The following is a 26,591-nucleotide window of genomic DNA, read 5'->3' as shown; positions in this document are numbered from 1 at the left end:
ACGTCACAGCCCCGCGCCCCTTCGGGGCACCACCTCAGGGCGCCCCTGCCGGGGCAGCCCATCCAGGTGGCGGCTATGTGGCGGCTAGGTGGCGGCTACCAGGCGAAGGCCTCCGGGGACGGGCCCGTGCCCGGGAAGATTTCGTCCAGGCCGGTCAGGACCTCGTCACTCAGCTCCAGGTCGACGGCTCGGAGCGCGGACTCCAGCTGTTCGGCGGTGCGCGGGCCGACGATCGGGCCCGTGACGCCGGGGCGGGTCAGCAGCCAGGCCAGGGCCGCTTCGCCGGGCTCGATGCCGTGCTTGTCGAGCAGGTCCTCGTACGACTGGATCCGCGCGCGGCCGGCGGGGTCGGCGAGGGTGTCGGCGGCCCGGCCGCTCGCCCGGCGCCCGCCCTCGGTCTCCTTCTTGAGGACCCCGCCCAGCAGACCGCCGTTCAGCGGCGACCACGGGATGACGCCGAGCCCGTACTCCTGCGCGGCCGGGATGACCTCCATCTCGGCGCGGCGCTCCGCGAGGTTGTAGAGGCACTGCTCGCTTACGAGGCCGATGGTGCCGCCGCGCCTCGCCGCGATCTCGTTGGCCTGGGCGATCTTGTAGCCGGGGAAGTTGGACGACCCGGCGTAGAGGATCTTGCCCTGCTGGACCAGGACGTCGACGGCCTGCCAGATCTCCTCGAACGGGGTGCTGCGGTCGATGTGGTGGAACTGGTAGACGTCTATGTAGTCGGTTCTCAGCCGCTTCAGGCTGGCGTCCACCGCCCGCCGGATGTTGAGGGCGGAAAGCTTGTCGTGGTTGGGCCAGGCGTCGCCGTCGGCGGCCATGTTGCCGTACACCTTGGTGGCGAGCACGACCTTGTCGCGCCGCTCCCCGCCCTTGGCGAACCAGCTCCCGACGATCTCCTCGGTACGGCCCTTGTTCGCGCCCCAGCCGTACAAGTTGGCGGTGTCCAAAGATCAATTTTGACGCCACGATCCGAACTACATACTGTTACCCCTTGTGCACGATGCGTGCTGCAGGGGGGAGGGAGAACGAGCATGGCGAGAGTTCTGGGTGTGGTCCGTCTGTCGAGGGTGTCGGACGAGACCACATCGCCGGAGCGTCAGCGTCGGTCCATCCAGCGATGGGCCGACCAGGAGGGGCACGTCGTCGTGGGATGGGTCGAGGACATCGACGTGTCTGGCGGGGTAGAGCCGTGGAAGCGCCCGGAGTTCGGCAAGTGGCTGCCTTCGACCATCGGAAAGGAGGTCAGCGCGATCGAGCACAGGATCGCGATGGAGGAGTCGCGCGCCGATGAGTACGACATCCTCTGCGCGCTGAAGATCGACCGCCTCTCGCGGCGCGTGCTGCACGTGCACACCCTCCTGGAGTGGTGCGAGAAGAACGGCAAGGAGGTAGCCACCGTCGAGGACGGGATCAACCTGAGCACGCAGATGGGGAAGCTCCTCCTGAGCCTGATCGCGTCCTTCGCGGAGGGGGAGCTCGAAGCCATCAAGGCGCGGGCCAAGTCGTCCTACAACCACCTGGTCAAGGAGGGACGCTGGCGCGGTGGCCGCACTCCGTATGGGTACCGCGAGGAGAAGCAGGAGACCGGCGAGGGGTGGAAGCTGGTGCCGGACGACTACGGAACGGACACGGCCGGGACGCTTCGCGAGATCGTTCGCCGTCTCATCGAAGGTGAGTCGGCGAACAGCATCGCGCAGTGGCTCAACGAGGACACGTCCAAGACCCCGACGTCCCTGGACGCCCAGATGATCCGGAGCGGCAAGACCCCGAAGGGGAGCCGCTGGACCGCCGCGAACACGTCCAAGGTCGTGCGCTCCCGCTGTGTCCTGGGGCAGATGGAAGTGACTGAGGAAGTGATGGTTGACGGGAAGAAGGTGAAGCGGACCCGAGTCGTCCGGGACGCCGATGGCCAGCCTCTTCAGCGCGCGGAGCCCTTGATCACGCAGGAGGAGTGGGAGTTGGCCAACAAGAAGCTGGACGAGAACACCAGTCAGCGCAACGGAAACCGCAAGGGCGGCTCACCCCTGCTCCGGGTTGCGTTCTGCACCTGTGGGGAACCCGCGTATCTCGGCCCCGGCCGTAACTGGCCCTACTACCGCTGCGCCTCGCGGACCACCCACAAGCCGTGCCCGACCGGAAGCAAGGGCATTGCGGCTCACACGCTGGAGGACGCCGTGGAGAAGGCGTTCCTCCTCGCCGCAGGGGACGTCGAGATCGTCCGGAAGGTCTTCCGTCCGGGGGTGGACTACACGCGCGACATCGAGGAAGTGAACCGTGCCCTGGCGGACCTGCGGGAAGACCGCGAGGCGGGCCTCTACTCCAGTGAGCTGGGCAAGCAGGAGTACCGCGAGACGTACAAGCGGCTGGACGCGCGACGCGAGCAACTCATCGCCCAGCCCACACGACCGGACACCTGGGAGGAGATCCCCACGGGAGAGACCTACCGGGAGCGGTGGAGCAAGCTGTCGACCCAGCACGAGAAGGGCAAGGAGCTCCGTGCCGCAGGGGCCAAGGCTGTCATCCACGCAGAGCCGATCCGGGGGATGACGGCCGCGCAGGCCATGTCCGTGGACGGCCATGACGGCATGTGGCAGCACTCTGTCGGACGGGTTCAGGTTCTGATCCCGATGGACTTCAAGCAGCGAGTACGCAACATGGCAGCGATTCGCAGCGAAGAGTGACGAAGCCGAAGGGCGAGAGGAACCGAGGGGGCCCCCGAACGCAGGGTCCTCTCGGCCTTTGTAGGATGCCCGGCAGGTCGTCGCCGTCGCTCCCGACCGCACGAGACCGAGTCCGGGCATCACGCCCTGGGCGCCACCTGTGATGAGAGACCGCGCCGTCCGGCGCCGGTCCCCCCGCGAAGAAAGGGAGGCACATGTCCCGCCGTCCGGCGGGGGTTACCGGCGCATTCGTGCGCCTCACAGGAAGGGGCCCGACAAACCGTGGGAGCCATCACCACCAAGGGGCGCAAGCTCCACGAGATCGAGCACGTCCCGTACGAGCAGGCGTTCCTCATTGGCGACCTGCTCACCAGCAACATCACCATGCTCGCCGGCGAGCCCAAGGCCGGGAAGACGAACTTCGCCGCTGGGATGTCCGCCGCCCTCCTGAACGGAGCCGACGAATTCCTCGGTCTCCCCGTGCTGCGCCTCTGCCGCAACATCGTCTTCGGCCTCACCGACGACGGCGCCGAGGGGGAACTCCGCGAGCGGCTGCACGGCGCAGTCCCGAGGGACTCCGTCACCGTCTTCCCCGTGGAAGACACCAGCCAGCCCGGCTACTGGCAGGGCGTCCGCGACGACCTCCTGACGCTGGGCGCCGACCTCTTCGTCCTCGACAACGTGCTGGGCGCCCTCGGTGACGGTGAGGACGTCGCCTCCTCCGTCACGGCCCGGAACACCATCGACAAGCTCAAGCCGATCAGCAAGTCCGGCATCCCCGTGCTCGCGGTGACGCACACGCCGAAGGGTAACGGCGAGGGGCTCACCACGGCCTCCGCTCCCATTGGCGGGCGGGCGATGGCCGGAGGCGTCCGCGGCGTCATCGTCCTGCGGAAGTCCAAGAAGGGGCGCAGCATCCAGACCGCGATCAACTGGGCCAAGAGCGATCTCGACATCGCAGTCACCATGAGGACGGCGAGTAACGGCTCGGAAATCCCCGTCTGGGAGCGAGTGCAGCCGGGACTCAAGGTCGTCAGCCTGCCCAAGGCGAAGACCTGGGGCGAAGACCTCGTCGCGCGGATCATCGAGGAACAGCCGGAAGAGGAGTCGGCGCTCGCGCTGTCGAGGCGCTACGCGCCCATTGTCGACAGGAAGCCCGAGACCGTACGGCCGAAGCTCAGGGACCGGCTGGAGCGTGTCGGCGGACGCTGGGTCCGAAAGCCTGCCGCCACGGCCTGAGCGCTGGTGGTGGTGATGGCTCCCCCTTTACAGGAAGCGGTCACCACCACCAGCTACCTCGCTCCGCTCGGCAAGCCTCGCTCCTCACTTCACTTACGTAAGTACGTCAGCCGTCTGACCTCTGGCGGCCTGCGGCCGACCAGCACGCAGACCTCTGGCGAACAGCGAAGCCAGAAGCCGTGCAACGACGAAGAGGTAAGCAGCAGGGGCGGCCGGAAGGCCGCCACATCGGAAGACGGCTGACAGATGTGCGGCCCCTTTCGGGGCCGACAGAGCTTGTGCGGCTCGACAGTAAAACGGCTGTAGGGCGCGACAGCGCCCCTCGGGGCATGGCCCCTTGGTCCGCCGCCGCCACTCCTACTCGAACGAGGCAGCAGAGTACGAAAGTTGAGACTGTGAACGCGTTGTTCAGAGTGCCGCGTGCGCCGTACCGTGACCGCGTGGCAACCTTCAACCAGCACAACCAGACTGTCGGCGTTCAGCACAACGCTGAGAACATGATCGTTGGATCGTCGGCCTCGATGGCCGACATTGCTGCTGGGGTGGAAAACGTTCTGGCGCAGGCTCACCAGACGGAGCCACCCTTGCCTCCCGAAGTGCAGGCGGAGCTGGTAGCCGCGCGCGATGCAGCAGTGTCTGGCGACACCGCTGAGACGGGAGGGCGGCTGCGGCGAGTGCTTGAGATGGGCAGCCTGGCCACGGGAATCGGGAGTCAGATCGCCGCAATGCTTGGGGCGCTCGGTGGATGAAAGCAGCTTCGACCAGCAGGGTCAGCACGTAGGAGTTCAGTTCAACGCCGATCGCCAGACGATGGAAGAGACGGTATTCGGCGACAAGTACTCGATCACTGTCGAGCACCAGACGGACTCTCCGCGTCGACGCGCCGCCAGCGAGATGTATGTGAACATGGTGCGCCTCTCCGAGACTGTCAAAAAGGTCTGGAACTACGCAGCGAGAGAGGCTGATCCCCCCGGTGCTGCGCATGAGCTTCAACAACTGCGGCACGACGCACGGATGCACGCCGACCGGCTCGCGGATCAGCGCCTCCGATTTCGCGCCGCAGTGTCGTCATGGGAGGAGGAGAGTGGGGTCAATTTTGTGTATGAGGAGTTCCTCGAAGCCGTGAATGAGGTCTTGCGGCTGTCGGCCAGATGGAGCGTCGAAATTCTCCGGACGCCACGAGATGTGCTTACAGAAGAGATCTGGCCCGAAGCCGAGGGCGCAGCAGTGCACATGGAAGCCATGGTGAGGATGTTCCTGCGCAATGCCGTGAGAGCTTGATCAACCCTGAAACCGTGGCGCGATCTCGGCCGGTAAGACTCGGCGGTCGGGCAAAGACCCCTCCGGGGGACATACCCCCTTCCCTCATCGCCAAGGCTGGCTCGTGCTGCGTCCGCGCGAGCGGCTGGCAGGCTTTGCTACCAGCGGGCCCGCGAGATCACAGCGACGCACAGGCAGACGGTGTACGTCGGTTGCCACCGCGACCGGCAGGGCGCAGCGCGTGATTCAGAAACGGGCGTCTCAGAAACCAAGGTTTGCGAGACGAGGTATCAGGCATCCCAGAAGGGAGCCCAGCGCTGTTCAAAACCCGTCTCGAAACCCCCGCCTCAGGCTTGACGTATTGAGACGAGTTCTGAGATTGTCTCGGCTGTGACGGCGAACATGAACACTGGCCAGCTCATCGGGTACGCCCGCGTCTCCACCGGCGACCAAGAGGCGCAGCTCCAGCGTGACGCGCTCGCCGACGCAGGCTGCGCCCGCATCTTCGAGGACAAGGCGAGCGGCAAGAACACCGATCGGCCAGAGCTGCACGCAGCACTCGACTACGCCCGTGCCGGCGACAGTGTGTGCGTGTGGAAGCTGGACCGCTTCGCTCGGTCGCTCATCGACCTCGTGTCCATGGTCGACACCCTTCGAGAGCGGGACATCGGCTTCAAGGTGCTCACGGGTGCACTGGCCAACATCGACCCCGGCACGGCCGACGGCCGCCTCATGCTCCAGGTCGTCGGAGCGATGGCAGAGTTCGAGCGCAGCCTCATCAAGGAGCGCACCCGCGCCGGGCTGGACGCGGCCAGGGGGCAGGGGCGTACCGGTGGACGGCCCGCTGTCATGAACGACGACATGCTCACGGTCGCCCGCGCCAGACGGGCCAAGGGCGAGAGCGTCAACGCCATCGCCAGGGCCCTGGGCGTCTCACGCGCCACGCTGTACCGGCGCATCGGCGAGGGCGCCTGAGGCAGGCGTACCCGCCGCCCGCCGGACGTCTTGCGTGGAGTGGACTCGAAGGGGTTCGCTTGGCGGCCATGGAATACACGCATCTGGGACGTACCGGACTCAAGGTCAGTCGCATCGTGCTCGGCACGATGAACTTCGGGCCGCAGACGGATGAAGCCACCAGCCACACCATCATGGATGCGGCGCTCGATGCGGGGCTGAATTTCGTTGACACTGCAAATGTGTACGGGTGGGGTGAGAACAAGGGGCGCACTGAGGAGATCGTCGGTACCTGGTTCGCCAAGGGCGGCGGGCGTCGTGACAAGACGGTCCTGGCCACCAAGGTCTACGGGAACATGGGCGCCGACGGACCGGCCTGGCCCAACCATGACCGGCTCAGCGCCGTGAACATCCGCCGTGCCGTGGACGCTTCCCTCAAGCGGCTCCAGACCGACTACATCGACGTCTACCAGTTCCATCACATCGACCGTTCGACGCCGCTCGAGGAGATCTGGCAGGCGATCGACGTCCTGGTCCAACAAGGGAAGATCCTTTACGCCGGTTCCTCGAACTTCCCCGGCTACAAGATCGCCCAGGCCAACGAGAACGCGAAGACACACGGCCGGGTCGGGCTCGCCAGCGAGCAGTGCCTCTACAACCTCGCCGAGCGCCGCGCCGAGATGGAGGTCATTCCTGCCGCGCAGGACTACGGCCTCGGGGTCATCCCGTGGTCGCCGCTGCACGGCGGGCTGCTCGGCGGAGTCCTCAAGAAGGAGGCCACGGAGGGGCGCCGGGCGAGCGGACGGGCCGCCGACGCCCTCAAGGACGCCCGCACGCGCGAGCAGATCCAGGCGTACGAGAACCTGCTCGACAAGCACGGCATCGAACCAGGCGAGGCCGCCCTGGCCTGGCTGCTCACCCGTCCCGGCGTGACAGGACCGATCGTCGGCCCACGCACGCGGGAGCAGCTTGACTCAGCGCTGCGCGCCCTCGACCTGGACCTGGGCGCGGAGCTCCTTGCGGCTCTCGACGAGATCTTCCCGGGGCCGGGACCGTCCCCCGAAGCTTTCGCATGGTGAAGTAATAAATCTGCATGTGGACCGCTGCCTCCTGCTCTGCGTGCAGGGCGAGTTGGGGGTGGCGGTCGGCGCTCTCCGTGGTGCCACATGCGACTGTCGGCCTCGTCCGTCTGCGGACCGAAGTTCATGGTGCCGAGGACGAGCCGGCTGACCTTGACGAGTGCGCTCTAGGCAACACCTCGCTCCGCGGCGACCGCCGGGAGGGGCGGGCTAGCCGCCGAACTCGTGGAAGTCCATGTTCGCGATGGCCAGGTTGCAGTGCATCGCGTGCGGGGTCTCCAGGGCCGGTATGCGATACGGCGCGGTGCGCTCCTCCGGGTCAGGGCTCACCGCGAGGAGTGTCGGTTCCGGGCCCTCCATGCCGGCGTGGTCGGCGAGGAAGACCACCGGCCACCCGCACTCGGCGGGAGCCTCCCCGTCCTCGGGCGCGGTGAGAGCGGCGAGGACGTCGGAGGGGGTCGCGTCCGCCCACGCCGGGTCGTCCACACAGAGGATGTCCTCCTTGAGGCGGCCGTCGTCCTCGTCGCCCTCGTCGAAGATCCAGGGCGCGTCGAGGGCGGCCAGCACCCGCTGCCAGGCGTCGTCGTCGCGGTAGTCGGTGCGGACGAGCAGCAGGGGCGGGTAGTCGGCGTCGGTCTTCGGCAGCACTCGCACGGATCAGCTCTCTTTTCAACAGGCGGCGCCAGAGGCCGCGTTGGCGGTGATCCGAAGCGTAGGCGGCGGGTCTGACAACGGGGTCCGAGAGCGGAGTCCGAGAACGGGGTCCGAGAGCGGAGTCCGAGAACGGGGTCCGAGAGCGGAGTCTGACAACGGGGTCCGACAACCGGGGGCCGGGAAGCGCCCGTCAGGCAGGATGCCTCTGTGCATCACATCCTGTGCGGGCTCGCCGCCAATCCGGCCCTGCCGTCCGAACTGGTCGACCGGCTGATATCCCTCGCGGACGACGACCTCGCCGACGACCTCGCCTGCCGCCCGGACCTCAGCCGCGCACAGGTGCTCGCGCTGGCCGAGCGGGTCGAGGAGAGCGCGGTGCGGCTCGCGTACGAGGGCCGGTTGACCGCGGCCGACGTGGATCCCGCCGTCCGGCCGGATGCCGCTCTCGCCCTGCTCGACCGGGGCGTCGGCGTCAGCCATCCCGAGTGGGCGCGTCTCCTCGCGGCGGACCCGGCCCATGAGCGCCGGGAGAAACTGGCGGCTTGCCCCGGCCTCCCGTTCGACGTGGTGGACACACTCGCGGCGGACCCGGACGTACGGGTGGTCGCCGAGCTGGCCCTGTGGACGGCGGACCCGGACGTCACCGCGCGGCTCGCGGCGCATCCGCACGCCGAGGTGCGCCGGGCGGTCGCGGCCAACGAGGCGACACCTCCCGCCGCGCTTGCGGCACTGCTGACGGGAGAGGGACCGCCGACCGCGCGGCAGTGTCTGGTCTGCGACCGCGAGGACATCCCGTTCGTCCACGATCCGCAGTGCTCGCGCCCCGACTGCGATCTGTTGTCGGGGGCTTCCTGCGACGGCTCCCACGAGTCCACCGTCCACCGCACACAGGAGGCGGCGCTCCGCAACCCCGCCACCCCGGTCGAAGCCGTCGTCGGCTTCGTGGACCACCCGTCGATGCCGCTGCGCTGGGCGCTCGCCACCCGCGAGGACCTGCCCCGGCAGGCGTGCGCACGCCTGGCCTCGGACCCCACTCCCGGTATTCGCGCGGACCTCGCCGAGAATCCCGCGCTCGACGAGGCCCTGATCCGGGCGATGGCGGACGACCGGGACCCCGCCGTGCGCCGCGCGCTCGCACACCACCCGCGTGCACCCCTCGACGTACTCACTCGCCTGGCCGGAACCGCCAAGGTCGCCGCCACTCTGCTGCCCCGCATCGCCGCCGCCTCACCGGCCGAGATCGAAGACCTCGCGCTGTCACCGGACCCGGCGGCACGCATGCTCGTGGCCCACCGACGGGATCTGCCGCCCGGGATACGCGACCGGCTGGCCGACGACCCCGACGCGAGGGTCGTCAAGGCGCTCGCCCCGCACCCCGGCCTCACCGAGGCGCAGTTGCGCGCCATGGTCGAACGCCACGGTGTACGTGTCCTGGCCAAGGTGGCGACCAACCCGGACGCGACCCCGGCCCTGCTGGAGGACCTGACCAGGCACGATCCAGTGGTGCAGAAGGCGTTCCGCGAGATCGCCAGGCATCACGCGGCGCCGGCCTCGGCACTGCTCGCCTGCCTGACGGACGCACAGGCAAGACCGACAGCCGCCGCTCACCCGGCCCTCCCGCCACCGGCCATCGTGGACCTGCTCACGGACACGAACTGGCAGGTGGCGGAAGCGGCGGCGGCGAATCCGTCCTTGCCGATGGCCGTGATGTCGGATCTGGCGTGGCATCGGGTCTGACGAGTCGACGGTCCGGATGGTCCACGGGGCCCGTGAGATCAGGCAGCCCACCTCCGGCCAGCCAACGCAGGAAGGAGGCACGCTTGCGGCGCTTGATCGCTTCTTCGAGTTCGGCGTTCACTGTGACGACCTTGGTGGTTGTGCCGAGGGTCTTCGTTACGCCGGGAGGCCTCTCGCAGCTCCGCGACGTCAGAGAATCCGCTGGGGGGAGTCCGGATGGCAGATACCGATGTGGTGCTCGCCGAGAGCCTCCCGGTAGGCCAGCAGATCGTCGAGGTCGGTGGTGACGATCAACGCTCTGCCGTGATGGGCCGCGATCACGAGCACCAATGCGTCCACGACGTCGAAGTCCTTCTTCGCGGGAAGCTTTGCCCGGGCACCGAGCGCGCCCACGCGCTTGCCGTCGGCCTCCGTGTGCCCGGCCACGCACGGCCGGCAGGCGTGGAGCGGGTCGTCCCACCCTTTGGCGGTGAACAGCGGGGCCCGTGAGTCCCGGGCGGCATACACCGTGCAGCCTGCGAGCACAGGCTTGAGGCAGGTGTAGTTCCCCGCTCCGGGCCGCCAGACCTGCCCGAGCACGGGCAACGGGACGATGGGCCGGTGCCCTCCGCGCCGAAGGATCTCCTGGTGCAGGCTCACGGCCTTCTTCCGTCCCTGCTCCAGATGGATCAGCATCCCGGCGTCGTAGACCACAGCTGTCATGCGACGCCCCTGTGCCCGGTGCTCGAACCGAAGAAGGCGTCCAAAGAGGCGGAGATCTCCTCGCGCTCGGCATCCGGTACCGAGTCCTGCCCGAGCTCTTCCGACGACGGCTGACCGGTCGCGGACTCCTGCGCCTCTGTCTCCGCGATCAGGTCGTCGAGGGGCGCGAAGGTCCGGGCGACCTGGTCGTCGTGTGCCATCGCGGCGCCCACTGCGGCCATGACGTACGTACTGACGTCGACTCCTGACGCTTCCGCGTAGGAGCGGATGCGTTCTTTGGTCTCCGGGTCCGTGGCAAAGGTGATCATGCTGCGCTTTGCGGCCATGCGACCAACGTACAACACCTTTGTACGTGGCGGCATGAGGCACGAGGCATGAGGGAGGAGGGCGTAGGGCGTAAGGCTGACCAGGTGGCCGGGTCGGCGTAAGGATGGGGTTGGTGGTCTGGGGTATGGCTATGGCCCAGGCATCCGCAGGGTGCGGCGTGCGGCGTGTGCGCGACAACCAGGGAGGAACGGTGTGGAGCCGATAGAACTCCGTCGCGCCATCACGGCAGGGCGGGCGACCGCTTCGGGGCTGGGTCTGCGGGTCGACGAGGTGATCGTCGTCCACAACTCGGACCGCGTGGCCCTGCGCCTGCTTCCCTGTGACGTGCTGGCCCGGGTCGCGCCCCTCGGGCATCTGGCCGATTCCGAGTTCGAGGTGCAGGTCGCACACCGTCTCGTCGCCGTCGACGCGCCGGTGGCCGAGCTCGACCCCCGGGTCGAACCTCGGGTCCAGGTGCGCGACGACTTCGCCATCTCGCTCTGGACCTACTACGAACCTGTGGGATCGGAGATCGCACCAGCCGACTACGCGGACGCGTTCACGCGGCACCATGCCGCCCTGCGCCGGGTCGATCTGGCCGCCGCACCGCATTTCACCGATCGAGTCACCGTGGCGCTGAAAGAGGTGGACGACCGGAGCCGGTCCCCCGAGCTGTCCGACGCCCACCGGGAACTCCTCAGCACCACACTCGGTGAACTGAGCGCCGCGATCGGCGTCGGCGGAGTCGGAGTCGCAGCCCGCGACCAGTTGCTGCACGGCGAGCCGCATCCGGGAAACCTCCTGAACACGAGGAGGGGGCCGCTTTTCGTGGACCTCGGCACGTGCTGCCGGGGACCGGTCGAGTTCGACCTCGCCCATGCGCCCGAGGAAGTGGGGAGGCTTTATGCGGGGGCCGACCAGGATCTGGTTCATCGGTGCCGCGCCCTGAACTGGGCGATGTTCTCGGCCTGGCGCTGGCGCCGGGACGACCAGATGCCCGACCGGGACCACTGGAGAGCGGAAGGGCTCGACCGGGTTCGTACCGCACTCGATCACTGTGGATTGAAGTGATCACTTCCGTACGCGGCGGCATGCGGGAGGAAGGCGGACCAGGTCGCCGGGGCGACCGTGAGGGTGGGGGCGGCGGGGGTTTTGGAGTCGCGGATGTGGATGGTGGGGAGGGGGGTGGCTGCGGTTATGGCTATCTCCAGGCATTCGCCTTGGTTGCCGCTGTAGCTGCTCTTGAACCACCGCAGGTCGGTACTCATAGCTCGTGTGCCACCTGTTCGATCAACTTGGCGGACTCTTCTGGAGTGAGGGCCTGAGCTCGCAGAGTGCCATACCGGCCGAACAAGTCGCCAAGGGAGGGTTGTTCGCGCACGAAGTAGCCGCCGTTCTGACCTTCGACATAGGCAAGTTGGCGTCTATCCGCGGTTTCCAGCAGGATCATCGGTCCGTTCAGCCCGGAGTGCGTCTCGCGATCCGACGGCATGACTTGAATCTCGACGTTGCGTCTGCGCCCGACCTCCAAGATGTGGCGCAGTTGCTCTTCGAGGACGTGGCGACCCCCGATCGGGCGCGTCAATGAGATCTGCTCCAGAACGAAGCTGAGGGCAGGGGTGGGCTTCCGTTGGAAGAGCCGTTGGCGGACCAACCGTGCCGCGACCTGCTCCTCGATCTCCTCGTCCTCCAGCGGTGGGTAGTTGCAGCCGATCGCCACCTGGGCGTACGCCTCCGTCTGCAGCAGACCGGGTACCACGTGATTCGCGTACGTGTGCAAGGCCGTGGCTTCGGCTTCGATCTCCGCGTAAGTCGCGGTCCAGGCCGGAAGTGGGCTGGTCTTCAGCTTCCTTGCGGCCGCAAGAAGTGCACCTTGTGCACTCAGCGCCTCGTCCGCGATCTCGACGAGCTTCCCCTTGGGGGCACGCTCGCCCCGCTCCACCATGGCGACTTGCGACTTGGAGTAACCGGCGTACCCACCCAACCCCTCCTGCGTCATCCCGGCCCGTTCACGGAAGAACCGCAGCAACGAGCCGAACATCTCCAGGTTGCTGGAACCTTGTTCACCGGAGTGCACAACGACCTCCCCCTGTGCACAGGCGTGCACGGACCCTGCGTAACCCTGGTCACAGTATGTGAGCGGCCGTAAGCATGTGCTCCATGAACTCGGAAACCGCACCCGGCAGGGTGCACCCCTGGATCCCGGCCTCCGGCCACGGCCTCCGCCACGCCGGTATCCACTTCGACGCCGTACGCATCGCGGGCGTACTCGCGGAACAAGTGGCGTACGAACTCATCCAGTTCACGGACTTCCAGGCGGGCCCGATCGTCCGGGGGGCCACGGGCTGCCGGTACATGTACTTCCTGCTGCCCCCGCAAAGCGCCACCGGCCACCGCTGGCCCACCGGCGTGCGGGCGCTGGGCCGGGACGCGCGGGGCTGGGCTTACGTGGGGGTGCCCGCGTTGGGTGGGCTGACCTGGCCGTTGGACTGGCGGTCGGAGCCGACGCGTGAAGTGCCGTTCGTGGACGCGGGGTTACTGGCGGAGGTCGTGAGCCGCGTGATCAGTCATGTACCGTGATCGTGACATCACACTCCGTGCGCATTCGTGTACGGAGCGGTCCCCGGTGGTGCTACCAACACCGCCCGAGGACCTTCACCGCCAGCGGAAGAACAGGTCCCACCAGAGATGCTTCGGCATGCTATCGCGCCGGTTCGGCGCTATACGAAGGCGTCACACGACGTCGTACGGCACTCACAACTGAACAGCGACGCGAAGGTCCTGCTGCTCTACGTACAGGGACTGCCGGAGGACGCCGCCCCCAAGCCGCTCAGCGAACACGCGGGCAGGCTGGGGTTGAAGGGCCGGGCGTATCAGAGGGCCAAGCAACTCCTCACCGACTGCGGCTACTTGCACGAGTGGCGTGAGCAGGGCGCGCGGGGCCGCTGGGTCACGGAACAGCTCCTCGCCAACGTCACCCTCACGCGTGAGGAGGCGGCCGGGGCCCGCGCGGGGGAGACGGCCGTGGCCGCGCCACCGAGTGAGCGCCCACCGACGGTCGGCGGACCGGGGGAACGGTCGGCCGGTCACTGTCCCCCAGAAGAAGAACTGGAAGAGAAGAACCTTCCCCACCCACCACCCGAAGACCACACCGAAGACCACACCGAAGACCACACGCCCGATCTCGCCGAGGCGGAAGGCGTGTTGCTGTCCCTGCGGCATGTGAACCGGGAGCTGCTCCTGGGCGTCCGCGAGGCCCGGCTGCTGGCCGCCGCGGCAGCTGAGTGGCTGCGCAGAGGCGTCACGGCGGCCGACCTCCGCCGCGCCCTGACGACAGGCCTGCCGGCGGACGGCGTCCGCTCGGCGGTCGGCTTCCTGCGTCACAGACTGGTGCAGAAACTCCCGGCGGCGAGGGCCCAGGCCCAGGCCGTCACCCACGCCCCGCCGCCCGAGTGGACCGCGGCTCCGGCCCAGCGGGGCCTGGTGACCTGCCCGGGACCGGGCGACGAGCACGTCTTCCGCCCCCGCGACGACGAGACACACTGCCTCCGCTGCCGTACCGCCGCCGCGTACGAGGCGACACTCCAGCCGCTCTCCGTCCAGTGGCGGACGCGCGTACAGGAGTGTGTCTCCGGTGGCTAGCGCGTCATACGCTGCTGCCCCGCAGCGGAGAAGGCGGGCTCGGAGAGGAGCAGGGACATGGCGGCATGGAGCGACATCCTTCAGGAGGCGCGTGAGGCCGTGGGCTTCACCGGGTATGTGGTTCCGCGCAACCTTGAGGGGATCCGCACTGCCGTCCGCCCCGATCGGCTGCCGGACCTCGACGCCGAACTGGCGACCCTCTCCGAAGGGTCCGCCTTCGACGCGTTTCTCGACCACTGGTGGACGCAGGCGCTCGTCGACGCCGCCACGGACGTCGACGCCCAGGCCGTCGCGATCGACTTCGCCGACCTCGCGACCGCGCTGCGAGCGAAGTCGGCCGGCGGCGGAACACTTACGCAGGCAGAGGTGGAAGACATGTTGAGGGGCAAGACCTCATGAGGCTCAGGATTATCTGCGAACCGGCTGTGGCGGCCGGTCTGCGACGCCTCAGTCGCGTGACGGAGAGGCCGTCAAGCCCCTGAATCAGGCGATCAACGCCCCCTGCAGTTCTTACGGGTCCGCTCCACAGCCGACAACAGCCCTGGTGCCTGCGGGCGTTGGTTGTCAAGAGGCTTCGGCAGATGTCAGTGACATGGGTCATGATGTACGCCACGGATTCAGTCGGGGGGCGTCTGTTGAGGACCCGTGCGTACAGGTGGGCAGTGTCGGTGCTGGTGGGCCTGCTGTGTCTGCTGGTCGCGCCGGAGGGCGCTTGGGCGGCTGAGCCGACGCGGGGCGATGCCTGTGATAGTGCGCGGCTCGCCAAGGCGCGGGTCAGCACATCGGTGGAGTTCCAGCACGACGACCGGACGTACACCAAGGTTGTCACGAGGCTGACGGTCGATGTGCCGGACGACTGGAGGCTGGCGCAGGACCTGTTGCTCAGCGAGGACAGCCGCCGGTACATCCGGGCTATGGCCTGCCTCACCAGGAGTGAGCAGAAGAAGCAGCAGCGGCACTGGACGGAGTGGCGGGTCGGCAGCCCCGTGGTGGTGTCGAAGGGCGGACGCGTCAAGGTCGTCGACAGGGCGCACTCATGGGTCGACCAGTACCGGTCCGACATCGCGGTCGGGGTGTGGAGCGTACGAACCGGCGCTGAGCGGTGGTTCGTACGACTTCAGGCACCGCCCGCTCTCGCAGGTGCCCGGTGGGACCGGATCACGGTTGACCCGGGGGAGCCGGGAGCCGAGTCGGCGAAACCGAAACCCTATGCGGGACAGGGAGCCACAGCTCTTGTGTGGCGGCCCGAAGCAATCCGACAGCAGAAGAGAACAGCAGAGAAGAGGGCAGCGCAGAAGGCGGCAGCAGAGGCGGCGAAGGGTAACGCTGGAGAGACGGGTGCCTCGCGTCGTCAGAAGGCGGAAGAACTGGCGGCGCCAGCGGTGGCCGTCTGGCTTCGGCCCTCCTGGCAGCGTTCCTGGGCCGCGCAGAACAGTCGGTTGATCACCTTGGGGATGGGCGCGCTCGGCACTTGGCTGTGGTCGATCGTGGTCTCTGTCCTGTTGTTGGTCGCGGCTCGGAGATACGGAGCGCGTTCCGGTATACCGACCGACCGGCAGCGGCGTACTCGGCTCAATCTGATCGCGTGGGCCTGGTGCGCCGTAGCTGTTGCCGCGGTGACAATCGCGGACGACCTGATCGAACCGTACGTGCAGCGCAGGAGTGACGGCCGGTGGCTCGACGAATGGATCTTCCACGGGCACGGCTTCGCCCTGACGGTGGTCGTTCTGCTGCTGGTCCTCGCCAGACCGCCGCAGCGGATCTGGACGGTGGCGGGCCTACTGGCTCTGCTGCCGCTCGCGGAGATGAAATGGCCGGAGCGTTTCGATCTACGTCCGTTGCGCCCTGGCCCGATGGACCACGTCTACATCGCCTCGGACAAGGCGCTCGCCGCACAGACAGCCTCCGCGTGCTGTGTGATGGCGTTGACCCTGCTCGCCTTCGTCGCCGCCGCCTGGCGGCTCGCCACCGACGGACAACTACTTCCGGAGAGCCGCCGGAACCCTGGCACGGACCGGGTCCTGCGGCTGCGCATCGCCCTGCCGGCCGTCCTGGCGGCGACCGTGGGCATCGCTGTGTGCGCCGCGTTGACGCATGAGCGCAGCTGGCAGCGCGCTACCTGGTTGAGTGACCCCCTGGACGCCGATTATGGCAAGGAGCACCGGATCAACCTGCTCTGGGATGCGATGTGGTCCGTTTCCAACGGGCAGGACTGGATGTGCGGCAACCTGTGGATGCTGAGCGCGGTGGCCGCATTGGCCGCGCTTCGTACCTGGCACATCTCCTCTGCCCTGTCGCCACTGGACAGACCCGGTGACCGGGCTGAACGGCTGCTGTTTCTCACTTTCTTTCCCGTCGGAGTGGGGATGGCCGGCGGCTGGCCCCTGGGCGTCACTCTTCCCGTGAGCGTGTGGATACCCCTGCACATGCTGGCCCTCTACGGGGCGGTCACCCTCTTCGTCCGCCGCTCCGTCCTGGCGCAGCCCTTCGCCAAGTCCGATCACTCTCTCGCTGTGATCCTGAGTGTCGGCGCCCGTACCGAACTGCTGTCCAGGGCCCGCACGTATCGCGAGACCCATGCCGCTCTGCGCCGTCTCGACCAGGGCCTCTTCGGTGACCAACCCCCGGTGCGAGAGGACGAGGAAGCAAACCTGAGCGATCTGCACGACTGGCCCGCAGGCGGCGTGCTGACCACCTCCGACCGGCTCCCGCCGAAGGTGTCCGTGGTGGATGCGGCCCTGGCGCTGGGGCCGCGCGACACCTGGTGGGCCAACGGCAGCAGGGCCGCCCGCCTGGCACTGATACCAGGGCTGCCAACAGCAGCACTCACCACGTGGGTGTGGACGGTCCGGGGAGAAGCCTGGGAGTCCACCCTCTCCTTCCAGTTCGGATTCCCGGACATAGTGCTCATATTTGTTTATTGGATGATCACTTGGGCGGGAGCCGGGTTCGTGCTGGGAGCGTTGTGGCGGGTGCTCGCGGGGCGGCGCGGAGCGGTCAAGGCGATCCCGGTCACGCTCGCGTTCGCTCTGCCCGCCGCTCTCGACGCCCTGCTCTCCTGGTTCACGCATGAAAGCGTCAGCAACCTCGCCCTGTATGTCTCGGCGATGCTGTTTGTCCTCACGGTCACCGGAATCGCGCTCGACCTCGACACATTTCGGGGCGAACGGCGCTATTGGCAGAGTCGTCTCGGGCTGCTGCTGTCGGTCTATCAGATGCGCTACTACTCGCTGCAGGTCGCCTATCTGGTCGCCCAGATCATCGCCATGATCAGCATTTGGCAGTTCTTCGCGGAACCGGCTGTGACACCGGAGCCTGCGGAGGGCAAGTGAGACGGCCCCGGTCCCGTGGCAGGTCGCGGTCACACGGATGACGCGTGAAGGTGACGGCGGAGGGCGCATGAACCGCTGCCGTCGTTCGGCTGTGTGCTCGTCCGGCCGCTTGGTCGTCCGGTGTCGGGGCGCTCTCACCTAAGGACTCGCATTGGTGCGCCGCCGGCGCACATGCTCGCCGACCAGGGCCGTCAGCCTCAGTACGGCTCCGAATCCCGTCCCGATCAGACTCGACCACTCCAAGGCCAGGGATGGCGCCACGCGGGCCCAGGGTGCGGAACACGCTTCGACGAGCCGGGACGGGACCCGGGCTCAGTCCTGCGGGAACTCGTCCGTCTTGAGCGTGAGGCCGAGGACCGTGTTCGTCATGTCGATGTCGGCGCCGAACGTGACGGAGAGTTCCGTGAAGTACTCCCCGTCCTTGGGCTGGGTGTAGAGGTGGCACTTGCCCTGGTACGGGTCGACGATGAGGTAGACGGGGACATCGGCGAGGGCGTACGCGGTCTTCTTGGGTCCGTAGTCGTTGGTCGCGGTGCCCCTGGAGATCACTTCGGCGACGAACTGGACGTCCTGGCAGCGCCAGTAACCAGTGTCGGGCTTGGAAGCTCCCTCAGCCATCAACGTGACATCGCTGGCGAAGCCGTTGAGGTGGCCTGGGTAGTCGACACGGACGTCGGACTTCACGCGTTTCCGGGGGTACTTGGTCCGGAGTCGCTCGACGATGTCCAGGATGATCTCCCAGTGAGTGTCACGCTGCGGCGACATGAAGATGGCCCCCTCGACGATCTCAACCTTGTATCCCTCGGGGACGGGCATCCGCTCCAGCTGCTCGAACAGCATGTCGAGCGTGAGGCCCTTGCTCTCGTTGGCCATCTCGATCCTGTCTTCAAGGACGGTCATCGTGGCGCTCCTCCCCGGCTGCCCTCGGACGAGTACAGCCGCGCGGTACAACGATACGCACGGTGACACGGAGACTCACGGATCCGGTCAGGACCTTTCGGCCAGGTGGGGCTCGTAACGGCCGCCCACGCCCCACCCCTGGTGCATCGCCTCCGCGAACGCCGCCGCCAGTTTGTGTTCGCCCGAGGCGTTGGGGTGGGTGCCGTCGTACGTGTCCGTGTGGATGTCGTATCCGCGGGGGAGTGAGGCCAGGAGGAGGGGGGAGTTCGGCTCGTCCAGGTCCGCTGCCGTCTTCGCCAGGAGGTCGTTGAAGAGGGCGACCTCCCGGGCGAAGGGGGCGTCCGATTCCGCCCTGATGTTCGGGATCACGGGGAGCAGGGCCATGGAGACGTGGGGGTTCGCCGACCGGGCCTGGGCCATGAAGGCGCGGACGTTCTCGGACGTCTGCGTCGCGTTCGTGTAGAAGCCGAGGTCGATCAGGCCGAGGGAGACGAGGAGCACGTCCGCGCGGGACGCCCGCACCGCGTCGGCTATCAGCGGGCTCAGGTGGTGCCAGCCCTCACCCCACCCGGCGAGGTGGGCGCGGGGGAAGTCCGGGTCGGCGTACTCGTACGAGTCGGCGGCGCCCGTGGCCTTGTCGTACAGCGTCTCGCGAGGGCCGACCAGCCGGAACGGGCCCCCGTGCGTCGCGCGCAGGTGCTGCCACAGCCGGTAGCGCCACGTGTGTTCGCCGGCGCTTCCGATCGTCATGGAATCGCCGACGGGCATGAACCTGAGCATCCGCTCATGATGGACGATCACCGGCGGGGCCGGGGTGTGAAGCCGGACACGCCCGCCGAAGCGGCGGCGGGGTGGCAGGCTGGGGGCATGCGTCGCTCGTATGTGCTCCTTGCCGGGGCCCTTCTCACCGGGGTGCTCGCCGTGCCCGCCGCACCCGCCGTTGCCGCAGACGGCGCCGACGGCGATGGTTCGGAGGGGTTCACCATCGAGGACCCCCGGATCACCGAGTCCAGCGGGCTCGTCGCCTCCCGGGCCCACCCCGGCGTCTACTGGACCCACAACGACAGCGACGACGGCGCCTTCCTCTACGCCGTCGACAGCAGGACCGGCAAGACCGTCGCCACCGTCACCATGACGGGTGTCGGGCGGCCCCGGGACGTCGAGGCCGTTTCCATGGGGCCGAACGGTCATCTGTACGTCGGTGACATCGGCGACAACCTCGGCGGCACCTGGGACCACGTGTGGATCTACGAGCTGCCCGAGCCGAAGGAGCTGAAGGACCAGACCGTCCGCGCCACGCAGTACGACGTGAAGTACGCGGACGGGGCCCGGGACGCCGAGGCGCTGATGGTGCATCCCAAGACCGGGCGGGTCTACATCGCCTCGAAGAACGAGGACGGCGGTGGACTGTACGAGGGGCCCGCCGAGCTGTCCGCCTCCGGCACCAACACCTTCGAGCGCACCGCCGACATCGGCCTCTGGGTCACCGACGGCGCCTTCTCGCCCGACGGCCAACAGCTCGCCGTACGCGGCTACTTCGGCGGTATCGCGTACAAGTGGAACAACGGGAAGCCCAAGCGGCAGGGGCAGTTGGACGTGCCGTTGCAGCGGCAGGGCGAGTCGGTGACCTACACGCCCGACGGATCCACCCTGCTGTACGGGAGCGAGGGGAGCGGGAGTTCCGTCGAGGCGGGGAGCGTGCCCGGGGCGGGAGACGGCACGTCGTCCTCGGGCAGCGGCAGTTCGGCCGACGGTGGTGACGGCGACGACGGGGCGACCGGCAACTTCAAGATGGGCGCGATCGCCCTCGCTGTCGCCTTCGCCGTCGTCTACGGGCTGAAGCGGCTGTTCCGGCGCCGCGACTAGACCGTGCGCAAGCCGGCGTCAGATCCGTGTGCAAGCAGGCGTCAGATTCGTGCGCAAGCAGGCGTCGAAGGCGTGTGCAAGCAGGCGTCAAATCCGTGCGCAAGTCCGTGCGCAGGTCCGTGAGCGAGGGCGAGAGGCCGTGGCCGGGGGCTTCGGCGGCCCGGCCTTGGCTACTGTGCACGCGTGACCATCGACCTGATCCTGCTGCCGCGTGTCGCCTGTCGCGGACAAGAGGTCACCGCGCCCCGGCTGCGGGCCCTCCTCGCGCTCCTCGCGGGCGACCCGCGCACGGGGTGCAGCACCGAGTGGCTGGTGGCGGGGCTGTGGCAGCCGGACGAGCTGCCGGAGCGGCCCGGGAAGGCGCTGCAGGTCCTCGTGTCCCGGGCCCGTGCGCAACTGGGCGCCGACCTCGTCGTCAGCACGCCGACCGGATACCGGCTCGGCCTCGACGAGGACCAGGTCGACAGCTCCGCCCTGCTGCTGCACGCCGCCGCGAGCGCCGACCGTGCCAGGGCCGGCGACCACGCGGCGTCACTGGCCGCCGCAGAGGCCGGGCTCGTGCTGTGGCCCGGCACCCCGGACCAGGACGGCGACCCCGACGACTCCGTGGCCGCGCTGCGCGCCGAACGCGCCCCCGTCCACGGCACGCTCGTCCGCGCGCGGGCGCTCGCCCTCGCCCGCCTCGGGCGGCACGCGGAGGCCGCCGGGCCGCTGGCCGAGGCCGCCGCCGGGCATCCGCGCGACGAGGAGGTGCTCGCCGAGCTGCTGCGCGGCGAAGCGGCGTCGGCGGGCCCGTCCGCCGCGCTGACCCGCTACGAGGCGTACCGCCGTGAACTGCGCGACCGGCTGGGTACGGAACCGGGTGCCGGACTCAAGGCCGTACAGCGGGAGTTGCTGCGCGGTGAGGCCCCCGTGGTCAGACACGGCGTGCCGCACGAGCCGAACCCGCTGCTGGGGCGGGACGAGGACATTGCGGCGGTGGGGCGGCTGCTGGGCGACTCCCGTGCCGTCAGCGTCGTCGGCCCGGGCGGCCTCGGCAAGACGCGGCTCGCGCACGCCGTCAGCCGCCGGGCCGAGCAGCGCGTCGTGTACTTCGTGCCGCTCGCCGGTGTCACCGCGGACGAGGACGTGAGCGCCGAGGTGGCCTCCGCGCTCGGCGCGGGCGAGGGACGCCACGGTGCCATGGCCGCCCACACCGTGGCCGACCCGGTGTCCGGCGTCCTCGGTGTGCTCGGCTCCGGGCCCGCCCTGCTGGTCCTCGACAACTGCGAGCAGGTCGTCCGGGGCGCCGCCGACCTCGTACAGGCTCTGGTGTCGTCCTCGAAGGACCTGCGGGTGCTCGTCACCAGCCGGGCCCCGCTGGGCCTCACGTCGGAAGCGGTGTACGCGCTGCCGGAACTCGGCCTCGACACCTCGGTCGAGCTGTTCACCCAGCGCGCCCGGGCCGCCCGGCCCGGCGTGCGGCTGCCCCCCGACGCGGTCGCGGAACTCTGCCGCCACCTCGACGGACTGCCGCTCGCCGTGGAACTGGCCGCCGCGCGGGTGCGCGTCCTGTCGGTCCAGGAGATAGCCCGCCGCCTCGGCGACCGCTTCGCGCTGCTGCGCGGCGGGACACGGAACGTGCCCGAACGCCACCGCACCCTGCACGCCGTCGTCGACTGGAGCTGGAACCTGCTCGACGCGGAGGCGAGGGCCGCGCTGCGCACGCTGTCCGTCTTCCCCGGCGGGTTCTCGGGTGAAGCGGTGGAGCGGGTCCTCGGCGAGGACGCGCTGCTCCTGCTGGAGCAACTGGCCGGGCAGTCGCTGCTCACCGTCACCGACACCCCGGCCGGCGTGCGGTTCGGAATACTGGAGACCGTACGGGAGTTCAGCGCGGCCCGGCGCGCCGAGGCGGGCGAGGAGGAGCAGGCCGTCGGCCGGTTTCTCGCCTGGGCACGGGACTTCGGAGTCACCTACCACGACTGGATCTTCGGGCCGGAACCACGCACCGCCTGGGAGCGGATCAGGACCGAGCAGGACAACCTCGTGGCGGCCCTGCGGTACGCCCTGGCCCGTGACGACGGCCCCACCGTCGCCGCCCTCACCGCCGTCCTGACCGCCCTGTGGTCCACCGGCTCCAACTATCCGCGCCTCACCGCCCTCGCCGCCGACACCGGGCCGCCCCTGTCGCACTATTACCCCGAGCCCGAATACGTCGAAGTCGCGCGCGCGGCGGCGGTGTTGTGCACGGTCAGCCTCTTCATGGGGTACGGCCCGGTCGCCGTACGCCAGCTCGTCACCCTCCGGCGGCTCCCCGCGGCCCCACCGGACACACTGCTCCGGGCCGTCGCGGTGGTGCTGAGCGCGGTCCCGGAGATGCGGCCTCCCGACTACGACGTACTGCGGGAACTGTGCGCCGACGAGCGGCCGATGCTCGCCGGTGTCGCCGAGTGCGCCGCCACCTACGTCTGGGAGTACGAGCACGACATCGGCCGCGCGCTCGCCTCGGCCCGCCGGATCATCGAAGCGCTGGAGCCGGTCGACAACCCGTTCCTCCAGGTCCTGGGCCACGCCCGGCTGAGCGAGCTGTACCTGCAGTCGGAGCGGGGGGACGCCGCGTACGGGCATCTCAAGGCGGCGCTTGAGGCGCTGCCGCAACTCGGCGAGGAGCACGACTCCATCGGCGTACGCGGAGGTTTGGTCCTCGCCTGTCTGCAGCGCGGCGACCCCGACGAGGCCGAGTACTGGCTGCGGCAGGCGGAGGCCGTCGGCCTCCCACGGAACGACGACGTCTACAACGCCGATCTCGGTGCCCGCGCCGAGATCGCGCTCACCCGCGGACTGACGGAGGTCGGGCTCGGTCTGTGGCGCGGCGCCGTGGACGGGGTGACCGGAGTCGGCCCGACGCACAGCGGCGATCCCTTCCTGGAGCGGTGGGTGCTGCAGATGCAGTCGGCGTCGGTGACGGCGCACGCGTACGCCGGCCGCCTCGAACTCGTCGCGGAGCCCGTCACACGGCTTCGGCAGGGCCTGCGGACGATGCTTACCGCTCCGGCCGGCTCGCCCATGGACCTCCCCGTGTTCGGGACGGCGCTGCACGCCCTCGGAGTGGCGGGGATCGCCTCCGGTGACGCCTCGGCCGTCCGGATGGTGGCGCTGGCCGAACGGCTGCGGGTGCTGCGTGACTACCAGCCGACGATGTCGGCGGAGCGCGCCCGGCGGGCGGCCGGGGAAGCCGACGGGGCGGCGTACGCCGACGCGGTGTCGGAGTACGCCGCCCTCAGGCGCGACGAGTTGCGGGAGGCGGCCCGCGCGGTCATGGCGGTTACTCGGGGTCGCGGTTGAACCGCGCTGTCGACCAGCGGTAGCCGAGCACGGTCAGGCCGACGCACCAGGCGACCGCGATCCACCCGTTGTGGCCGATCTCGGTGCCGAGCAGCAGCCCGCGCAGGGTCTCGATGGCCGGGGTGAAGGGCTGGTACTCGGCGATCGGCTGGAACCAGCCCGGCATGGTGTCGGCCGGGATGAAGGCGCTGGAGACGAGCGGCAGGAGGATCAGCGGCGTCGCCATGTTGCTGGCGGCCTCGGGGTTCGGGCTGGCCATGCCCATGCCGACCGCGATCCAGGTGAGGGCCAGGGCGAACAGCGTGATCAGTCCGAACGCCGCCAGCCACTCCAGGGCCGTGGCGTCCGTGGAGCGGAAGCCGATGGCCACGGCGACGGCGCTGACGAGGACCAGGCTGGCGAGCACCTGCAGCACGCTGCCCGCGACGTGCCCGATGAGCACGGAGCCGCGGTAGACCGCCATCGTGCGGAAGCGGGCGATGAGGCCCTCGTTCATGTCCATGGACACGGAGATCGCGGCCCCGATCACGGTGCTGCCGACGGTCATCAGCAGGAGACCGGGGACGACATAGGCGATGTAGTCGGAGCGGTCGGCGCCGGCGCCGATGCCCGCGCTCATCGCGCCTCCGAAGACGTAGACGAAGAGGAGCAGCAGCATGATCGGGGTGAGCAGCAGGTTGAGGGTCATGGAGGGATAGCGGCGTACGTGCCGCAGGTTGCGCCACAGCATGGTCTTCGAATCGCGGGCGGCGAGGGCGAGGGCACTCATCGGACGGTCTCCTTGGTCTGGTCGGCCTGGTCGGTCTGGCCGGTGGCCTGGGTGGCGGCTTGGTCGGCGGCCTGGCCGGGGACGGTGGTGTCGCCTGTCAGGGCGAAGAAGACGTCGTCGAGGTCGGGGGTGTGCACGGTGAGTTCGTCGGCCTCGACGCCGGCGGAGTCCAGCCAGTCGAGGATGGAACGCAGTTCGCGCTGGCTGCCGTCGCTGGGGATCTGCAGGGCGAGTGCTTCGTCGTCGCGGGCGGCTTCGCGCAGCGCGGAGGCGGCGGACCGGTAGGCGTCCGGGTCGGTGAACCGCAGCCGGACGTGTCCGCCGGGGATGAGGCGTTTCAGTTCCTCGGCGCTTCCCTCCGCCGCGATGCGCCCGTTGTTGAGAACGGCGATGCGGTCGGCGAGTTGGTCGGCCTCTTCGAGGTACTGGGTGGTGAGGAAGACGGTGACGCCGGTGGTGACGAGTTCGCGGATGATCTGCCACATGGTGTGGCGGGAGCGCGGGTCGAGGCCGGTGGTGGGTTCGTCGAGGAAGATGATCCGCGGGCTGCCGACCAGGGTCATGGCGATGTCGAGGCGGCGTTTCATGCCGCCGGAGTAGGCGGAGGCGGGTTTCGTCGCGGCGGCGGTGAGGTCGAAGCGCTCCAGGAGTTCGGCGGCGACCCGGCGGCCCTCGGGCTTGGGCAGGTGGTGCAGGTCCGCCATGAGGAGCATGTTCTCCTCGCCGGTGATCAGCCCGTCCACGGCGGAGAACTGGCCGGTGACGCCGATCGCGGCGCGTACCGCATGGGGGTGGGTGGCGAGGTCGTGGCCGCCGACCCGCAGATCGCCGGCGTCGGCGGTGACGAGGGTGGAGAGGATCTTCACGGCGGTGGTCTTGCCGGCGCCGTTCGGGCCGAGCAGGGAGAAGACCGTGCCGGTCGGCACGGTGAGGTCGATGCCGTCGAGGACGGTCTTGTCGCCGTAGGCCTTGCGGAGTCCCTTGGCCGCGATGGCCAGGGGGTGGGGGTGAGGTTGGTGGTGGTGAGGTGTGGTCGTCGTCATGCCGCAGAGGTTGCGGGAGGGCGCATTCAGCGGGGTTTCAGGGGAGTTTCAGTGGGCTGGAACCGGGGGCCGCGGCGGGGCCCCCGGCGGCGGGTGCGCAGGGTCGGGTGCGGGCCGGTACGGGTTGGCCGCGCAGTTCCCCGCGCCCCTATGGGGCCCTGGGGGCCCGGCCCGGCTCTTGGCTGTGTCGTGGTTCGGTTTGCGGTGGGTGGGGGCCGGTGGGGGCTGGGCGCGCCGTTCCCCGCGCCCCTTACGGGCCCCGGCGGGGACCTCAGGGGGTGTCGTGGGGTGAGTCTCGGCGGTGGGCTACGAGTGCGGACAGGCCGTCCAGGATTCGTTGGAGGCCGAACTCGAAGTGGTCGAAGTCGGAGCCGAAGGAGTCCTCGGAGAGCGCGGCCATCACGGGGTAGCGGCCGCTGGCCATGGCCTTCTCCAGGACGGGGTACTGGGCGGCCCAGAACTCCGTGTCCGTCAGACCGGTCCTGCGCTCGGCCTCCTGGGCGTACAGCTGGGTGCGGGCGGCCCCGGTGACGTACGAGTCGATCATGACGACCGTCGAGACCAGTTCCGGGTCGCTCAGCCCCATGGGCTTGATGCGGGAGATCACTTTCTCCATGCCCTCGACGGCGCTGGGGCCGAGCACCGGACGGGACTGGTTGGCCTTCAGCAGCCAGGGGTGGCGCCGGTAGAGGGCGAGGTTCTCGCGGCCCAGGGTCTCCAGGGCCGAGCGCCAGTCGTCGCCGAAGACGGACGGGTCGTCGTCCGTGCGCTGGACGCGGTCCAGCATCAGGTCGAGCAGCTCGCCCTTGCCGGGGACGTACCGGTACAGCGACATCGTGCCGGTGCCCAGCTCCGTGGAGAGCCGGCGCATCGACACCGCCTCCAGCCCCTCCGCGTCCGCGACCCGGACGGCCGCCTCCACGATCCGGTCGAGGGTGAGGCCGGGCTTGGGGCCTCGGCTGGGCCGCGGGCCCATGTCCCACAGCAGGTGGAGCGTGCGGCCGATGTCTCCGCTGCCGCTGGTGTCCATTGCGCCCTTGCCGCTTGTCATACGCCTCAGGATAGGCCCCCGCGAGGAAACTGGGTACGTCGTACTCAAAAAAGGGTACGGTGTACTCAGT

The 26,591-nt window shown here is 69.1% G+C and carries 24 protein-coding genes and 1 pseudogene; 14 read left to right on the top strand and 11 right to left on the bottom strand.

Annotated features, from left to right (window positions below):
- Nucleotides 1-95 precede the first annotated feature (95 nt).
- Nucleotides 96-947 (bottom strand): annotated as a pseudogene (locus tag ACIOKD_RS15500) (aldo/keto reductase); the annotation flags it as partial.
- An 87-nt stretch (nt 948-1,034) separates the two neighbouring features.
- On the opposite strand from ACIOKD_RS15500, the gene ACIOKD_RS15495 reads away from it, so the two are divergent.
- From ACIOKD_RS15495 to ACIOKD_RS15470, 6 genes are all read left to right on the top strand, one after another.
- A complete protein-coding gene (locus ACIOKD_RS15495) occupies nt 1,035-2,684 on the top strand; it encodes a recombinase family protein (protein WP_402083377.1) in 1,650 nt (549 codons plus the stop codon).
- A 261-nt stretch (nt 2,685-2,945) separates the two neighbouring features.
- Nucleotides 2,946-3,902 (top strand): AAA family ATPase, encoded by a 957-nt coding sequence (locus ACIOKD_RS15490; RefSeq protein ID WP_402083375.1) that lies wholly within the window; start codon nt 2,946-2,948, stop codon nt 3,900-3,902.
- A 440-nt stretch (nt 3,903-4,342) separates the two neighbouring features.
- Nucleotides 4,343-4,651 (top strand): hypothetical protein, encoded by a 309-nt coding sequence (locus ACIOKD_RS15485; RefSeq protein ID WP_184763862.1) that lies wholly within the window; start codon nt 4,343-4,345, stop codon nt 4,649-4,651.
- Entirely contained in the window at nt 4,644-5,183 is a 540-nt protein-coding gene (locus tag ACIOKD_RS15480) for a hypothetical protein (RefSeq protein WP_402083372.1), read from the top strand. The genes ACIOKD_RS15485 and ACIOKD_RS15480 overlap by 8 nt, the downstream gene beginning before the upstream one ends.
- Nucleotides 5,184-5,564: 381 nt before the next feature.
- Complete coding sequence (locus ACIOKD_RS15475; RefSeq protein ID WP_402083369.1) at nt 5,565-6,137, top strand: recombinase family protein; 573 nt, start codon at nt 5,565-5,567, stop codon at nt 6,135-6,137.
- A gap of 68 nt (nt 6,138-6,205) precedes the next feature.
- The gene (locus tag ACIOKD_RS15470; protein ID WP_402083565.1) at nt 6,206-7,195 is read left to right on the top strand and encodes an aldo/keto reductase; all 990 of its coding nucleotides are present in this window, start codon (nt 6,206-6,208) and stop codon (nt 7,193-7,195) included.
- A 210-nt stretch (nt 7,196-7,405) separates the two neighbouring features.
- Here the strand turns inward: ACIOKD_RS15470 and ACIOKD_RS15465 are convergent, their stop codons facing one another.
- On the bottom strand, nt 7,406-7,849 hold the full coding sequence (locus ACIOKD_RS15465; protein WP_402083367.1) for a DUF6924 domain-containing protein: 444 nt from the start codon (nt 7,847-7,849) through the stop codon (nt 7,406-7,408).
- A gap of 207 nt (nt 7,850-8,056) precedes the next feature.
- Between ACIOKD_RS15465 and ACIOKD_RS15460 the strand changes: the two genes are divergently transcribed.
- Nucleotides 8,057-9,586 carry a hypothetical protein gene (locus ACIOKD_RS15460; protein ID WP_402083364.1) on the top strand — a complete coding sequence of 510 codons (1,530 nt, stop codon included), beginning with the start codon at nt 8,057-8,059 and terminating at the stop codon, nt 9,584-9,586.
- Nucleotides 9,587-9,775: 189 nt separating this feature from the next.
- On the opposite strand, the gene ACIOKD_RS15455 is transcribed toward ACIOKD_RS15460, so the two are convergent.
- Both ACIOKD_RS15455 and ACIOKD_RS15450 read right to left on the bottom strand, forming a co-directional pair.
- The gene (locus ACIOKD_RS15455) at nt 9,776-10,288 is read right to left on the bottom strand and encodes a hypothetical protein (protein WP_402083361.1); all 513 of its coding nucleotides are present in this window, start codon (nt 10,286-10,288) and stop codon (nt 9,776-9,778) included.
- Nucleotides 10,285-10,614: a hypothetical protein gene (locus ACIOKD_RS15450; RefSeq protein ID WP_402083359.1), complete on the bottom strand. Its 330-nt coding sequence runs from the start codon at nt 10,612-10,614 to the stop codon at nt 10,285-10,287. Before ACIOKD_RS15450 ends, ACIOKD_RS15455 begins: the two co-directional genes overlap by 4 nt.
- Before the next feature lie 193 nt (nt 10,615-10,807).
- Between ACIOKD_RS15450 and ACIOKD_RS15445 the strand changes: the two genes are divergently transcribed.
- Complete coding sequence (locus tag ACIOKD_RS15445; protein WP_402083356.1) at nt 10,808-11,665, top strand: phosphotransferase; 858 nt, start codon at nt 10,808-10,810, stop codon at nt 11,663-11,665.
- Here ACIOKD_RS15445 and ACIOKD_RS15440 read toward each other — a convergent pair.
- Both ACIOKD_RS15440 and ACIOKD_RS15435 read right to left on the bottom strand, forming a co-directional pair.
- Entirely contained in the window at nt 11,647-11,862 is a 216-nt protein-coding gene (locus tag ACIOKD_RS15440) for a DUF397 domain-containing protein (protein ID WP_402083353.1), read from the bottom strand. The two genes, ACIOKD_RS15445 and ACIOKD_RS15440, sit on opposite strands and share 19 nt — an antisense overlap.
- Nucleotides 11,859-12,671: a helix-turn-helix domain-containing protein gene (locus ACIOKD_RS15435; RefSeq protein ID WP_402083350.1), complete on the bottom strand. Its 813-nt coding sequence runs from the start codon at nt 12,669-12,671 to the stop codon at nt 11,859-11,861. The genes ACIOKD_RS15440 and ACIOKD_RS15435 overlap by 4 nt, the downstream gene beginning before the upstream one ends.
- An 83-nt stretch (nt 12,672-12,754) precedes the next feature.
- Between ACIOKD_RS15435 and ACIOKD_RS15430 the strand changes: the two genes are divergently transcribed.
- The 4 genes from ACIOKD_RS15430 (at nt 12,755) to ACIOKD_RS15415 (ending at nt 17,568) form a co-directional block, all read left to right on the top strand.
- Nucleotides 12,755-13,174: a hypothetical protein gene (locus ACIOKD_RS15430; protein ID WP_402083347.1), complete on the top strand. Its 420-nt coding sequence runs from the start codon at nt 12,755-12,757 to the stop codon at nt 13,172-13,174.
- 108 nt (nt 13,175-13,282) lie between these two features.
- Entirely contained in the window at nt 13,283-14,236 is a 954-nt protein-coding gene (locus tag ACIOKD_RS15425) for a hypothetical protein (RefSeq protein ID WP_402083345.1), read from the top strand.
- A 57-nt stretch (nt 14,237-14,293) separates the two neighbouring features.
- Nucleotides 14,294-14,635, top strand: coding sequence for a hypothetical protein (locus ACIOKD_RS15420; protein ID WP_402083343.1), 342 nt, complete (start codon nt 14,294-14,296; stop codon nt 14,633-14,635).
- Nucleotides 14,636-14,898: 263 nt separating this feature from the next.
- Nucleotides 14,899-17,568, top strand: coding sequence for a DUF6185 family protein (locus ACIOKD_RS15415; protein WP_402083340.1), 2,670 nt, complete (start codon nt 14,899-14,901; stop codon nt 17,566-17,568).
- Nucleotides 17,569-17,880: 312 nt separating this feature from the next.
- Here the strand turns inward: ACIOKD_RS15415 and ACIOKD_RS15410 are convergent, their stop codons facing one another.
- Nucleotides 17,881-18,468, bottom strand: coding sequence for a Uma2 family endonuclease (locus tag ACIOKD_RS15410; RefSeq protein ID WP_402083337.1), 588 nt, complete (start codon nt 18,466-18,468; stop codon nt 17,881-17,883).
- A gap of 87 nt (nt 18,469-18,555) precedes the next feature.
- Nucleotides 18,556-19,248, bottom strand: a complete 693-nt coding sequence (locus ACIOKD_RS15405) for an SGNH/GDSL hydrolase family protein (protein ID WP_402083334.1) — start codon at nt 19,246-19,248, stop codon at nt 18,556-18,558.
- A gap of 87 nt (nt 19,249-19,335) precedes the next feature.
- On the opposite strand from ACIOKD_RS15405, the gene ACIOKD_RS15400 reads away from it, so the two are divergent.
- Both ACIOKD_RS15400 and ACIOKD_RS15395 read left to right on the top strand, forming a co-directional pair.
- Nucleotides 19,336-20,334: a WD40 repeat domain-containing protein gene (locus tag ACIOKD_RS15400; RefSeq protein WP_402083563.1), complete on the top strand. Its 999-nt coding sequence runs from the start codon at nt 19,336-19,338 to the stop codon at nt 20,332-20,334.
- Between the two features lie 183 nt (nt 20,335-20,517).
- Complete coding sequence (locus tag ACIOKD_RS15395; RefSeq protein WP_402083332.1) at nt 20,518-23,658, top strand: ATP-binding protein; 3,141 nt, start codon at nt 20,518-20,520, stop codon at nt 23,656-23,658.
- On the opposite strand, the gene ACIOKD_RS15390 is transcribed toward ACIOKD_RS15395, so the two are convergent.
- From ACIOKD_RS15390 to ACIOKD_RS15380, 3 genes are all read right to left on the bottom strand, one after another.
- A complete protein-coding gene (locus tag ACIOKD_RS15390) occupies nt 23,639-24,427 on the bottom strand; it encodes an ABC transporter permease (protein WP_402083328.1) in 789 nt (262 codons plus the stop codon). The two genes, ACIOKD_RS15395 and ACIOKD_RS15390, sit on opposite strands and share 20 nt — an antisense overlap.
- On the bottom strand, nt 24,424-25,470 hold the full coding sequence (locus ACIOKD_RS15385) for an ATP-binding cassette domain-containing protein (RefSeq protein ID WP_402083325.1): 1,047 nt from the start codon (nt 25,468-25,470) through the stop codon (nt 24,424-24,426). The genes ACIOKD_RS15390 and ACIOKD_RS15385 overlap by 4 nt, the downstream gene beginning before the upstream one ends.
- Nucleotides 25,471-25,741: 271 nt before the next feature.
- Nucleotides 25,742-26,521 carry a TetR/AcrR family transcriptional regulator gene (locus tag ACIOKD_RS15380; RefSeq protein ID WP_402083323.1) on the bottom strand — a complete coding sequence of 260 codons (780 nt, stop codon included), beginning with the start codon at nt 26,519-26,521 and terminating at the stop codon, nt 25,742-25,744.
- Between the last annotated feature and the right edge of the window lie 70 nt (nt 26,522-26,591).

This window comes from Streptomyces sp. NPDC087844, from assembly GCF_044742785.1.
GTDB lineage: Bacteria > Actinomycetota > Actinomycetes > Streptomycetales > Streptomycetaceae > Streptomyces.
Note: the sequence above shows the minus strand (reverse complement) of the source record. Positions and strands in the feature narration are given on the sequence as shown.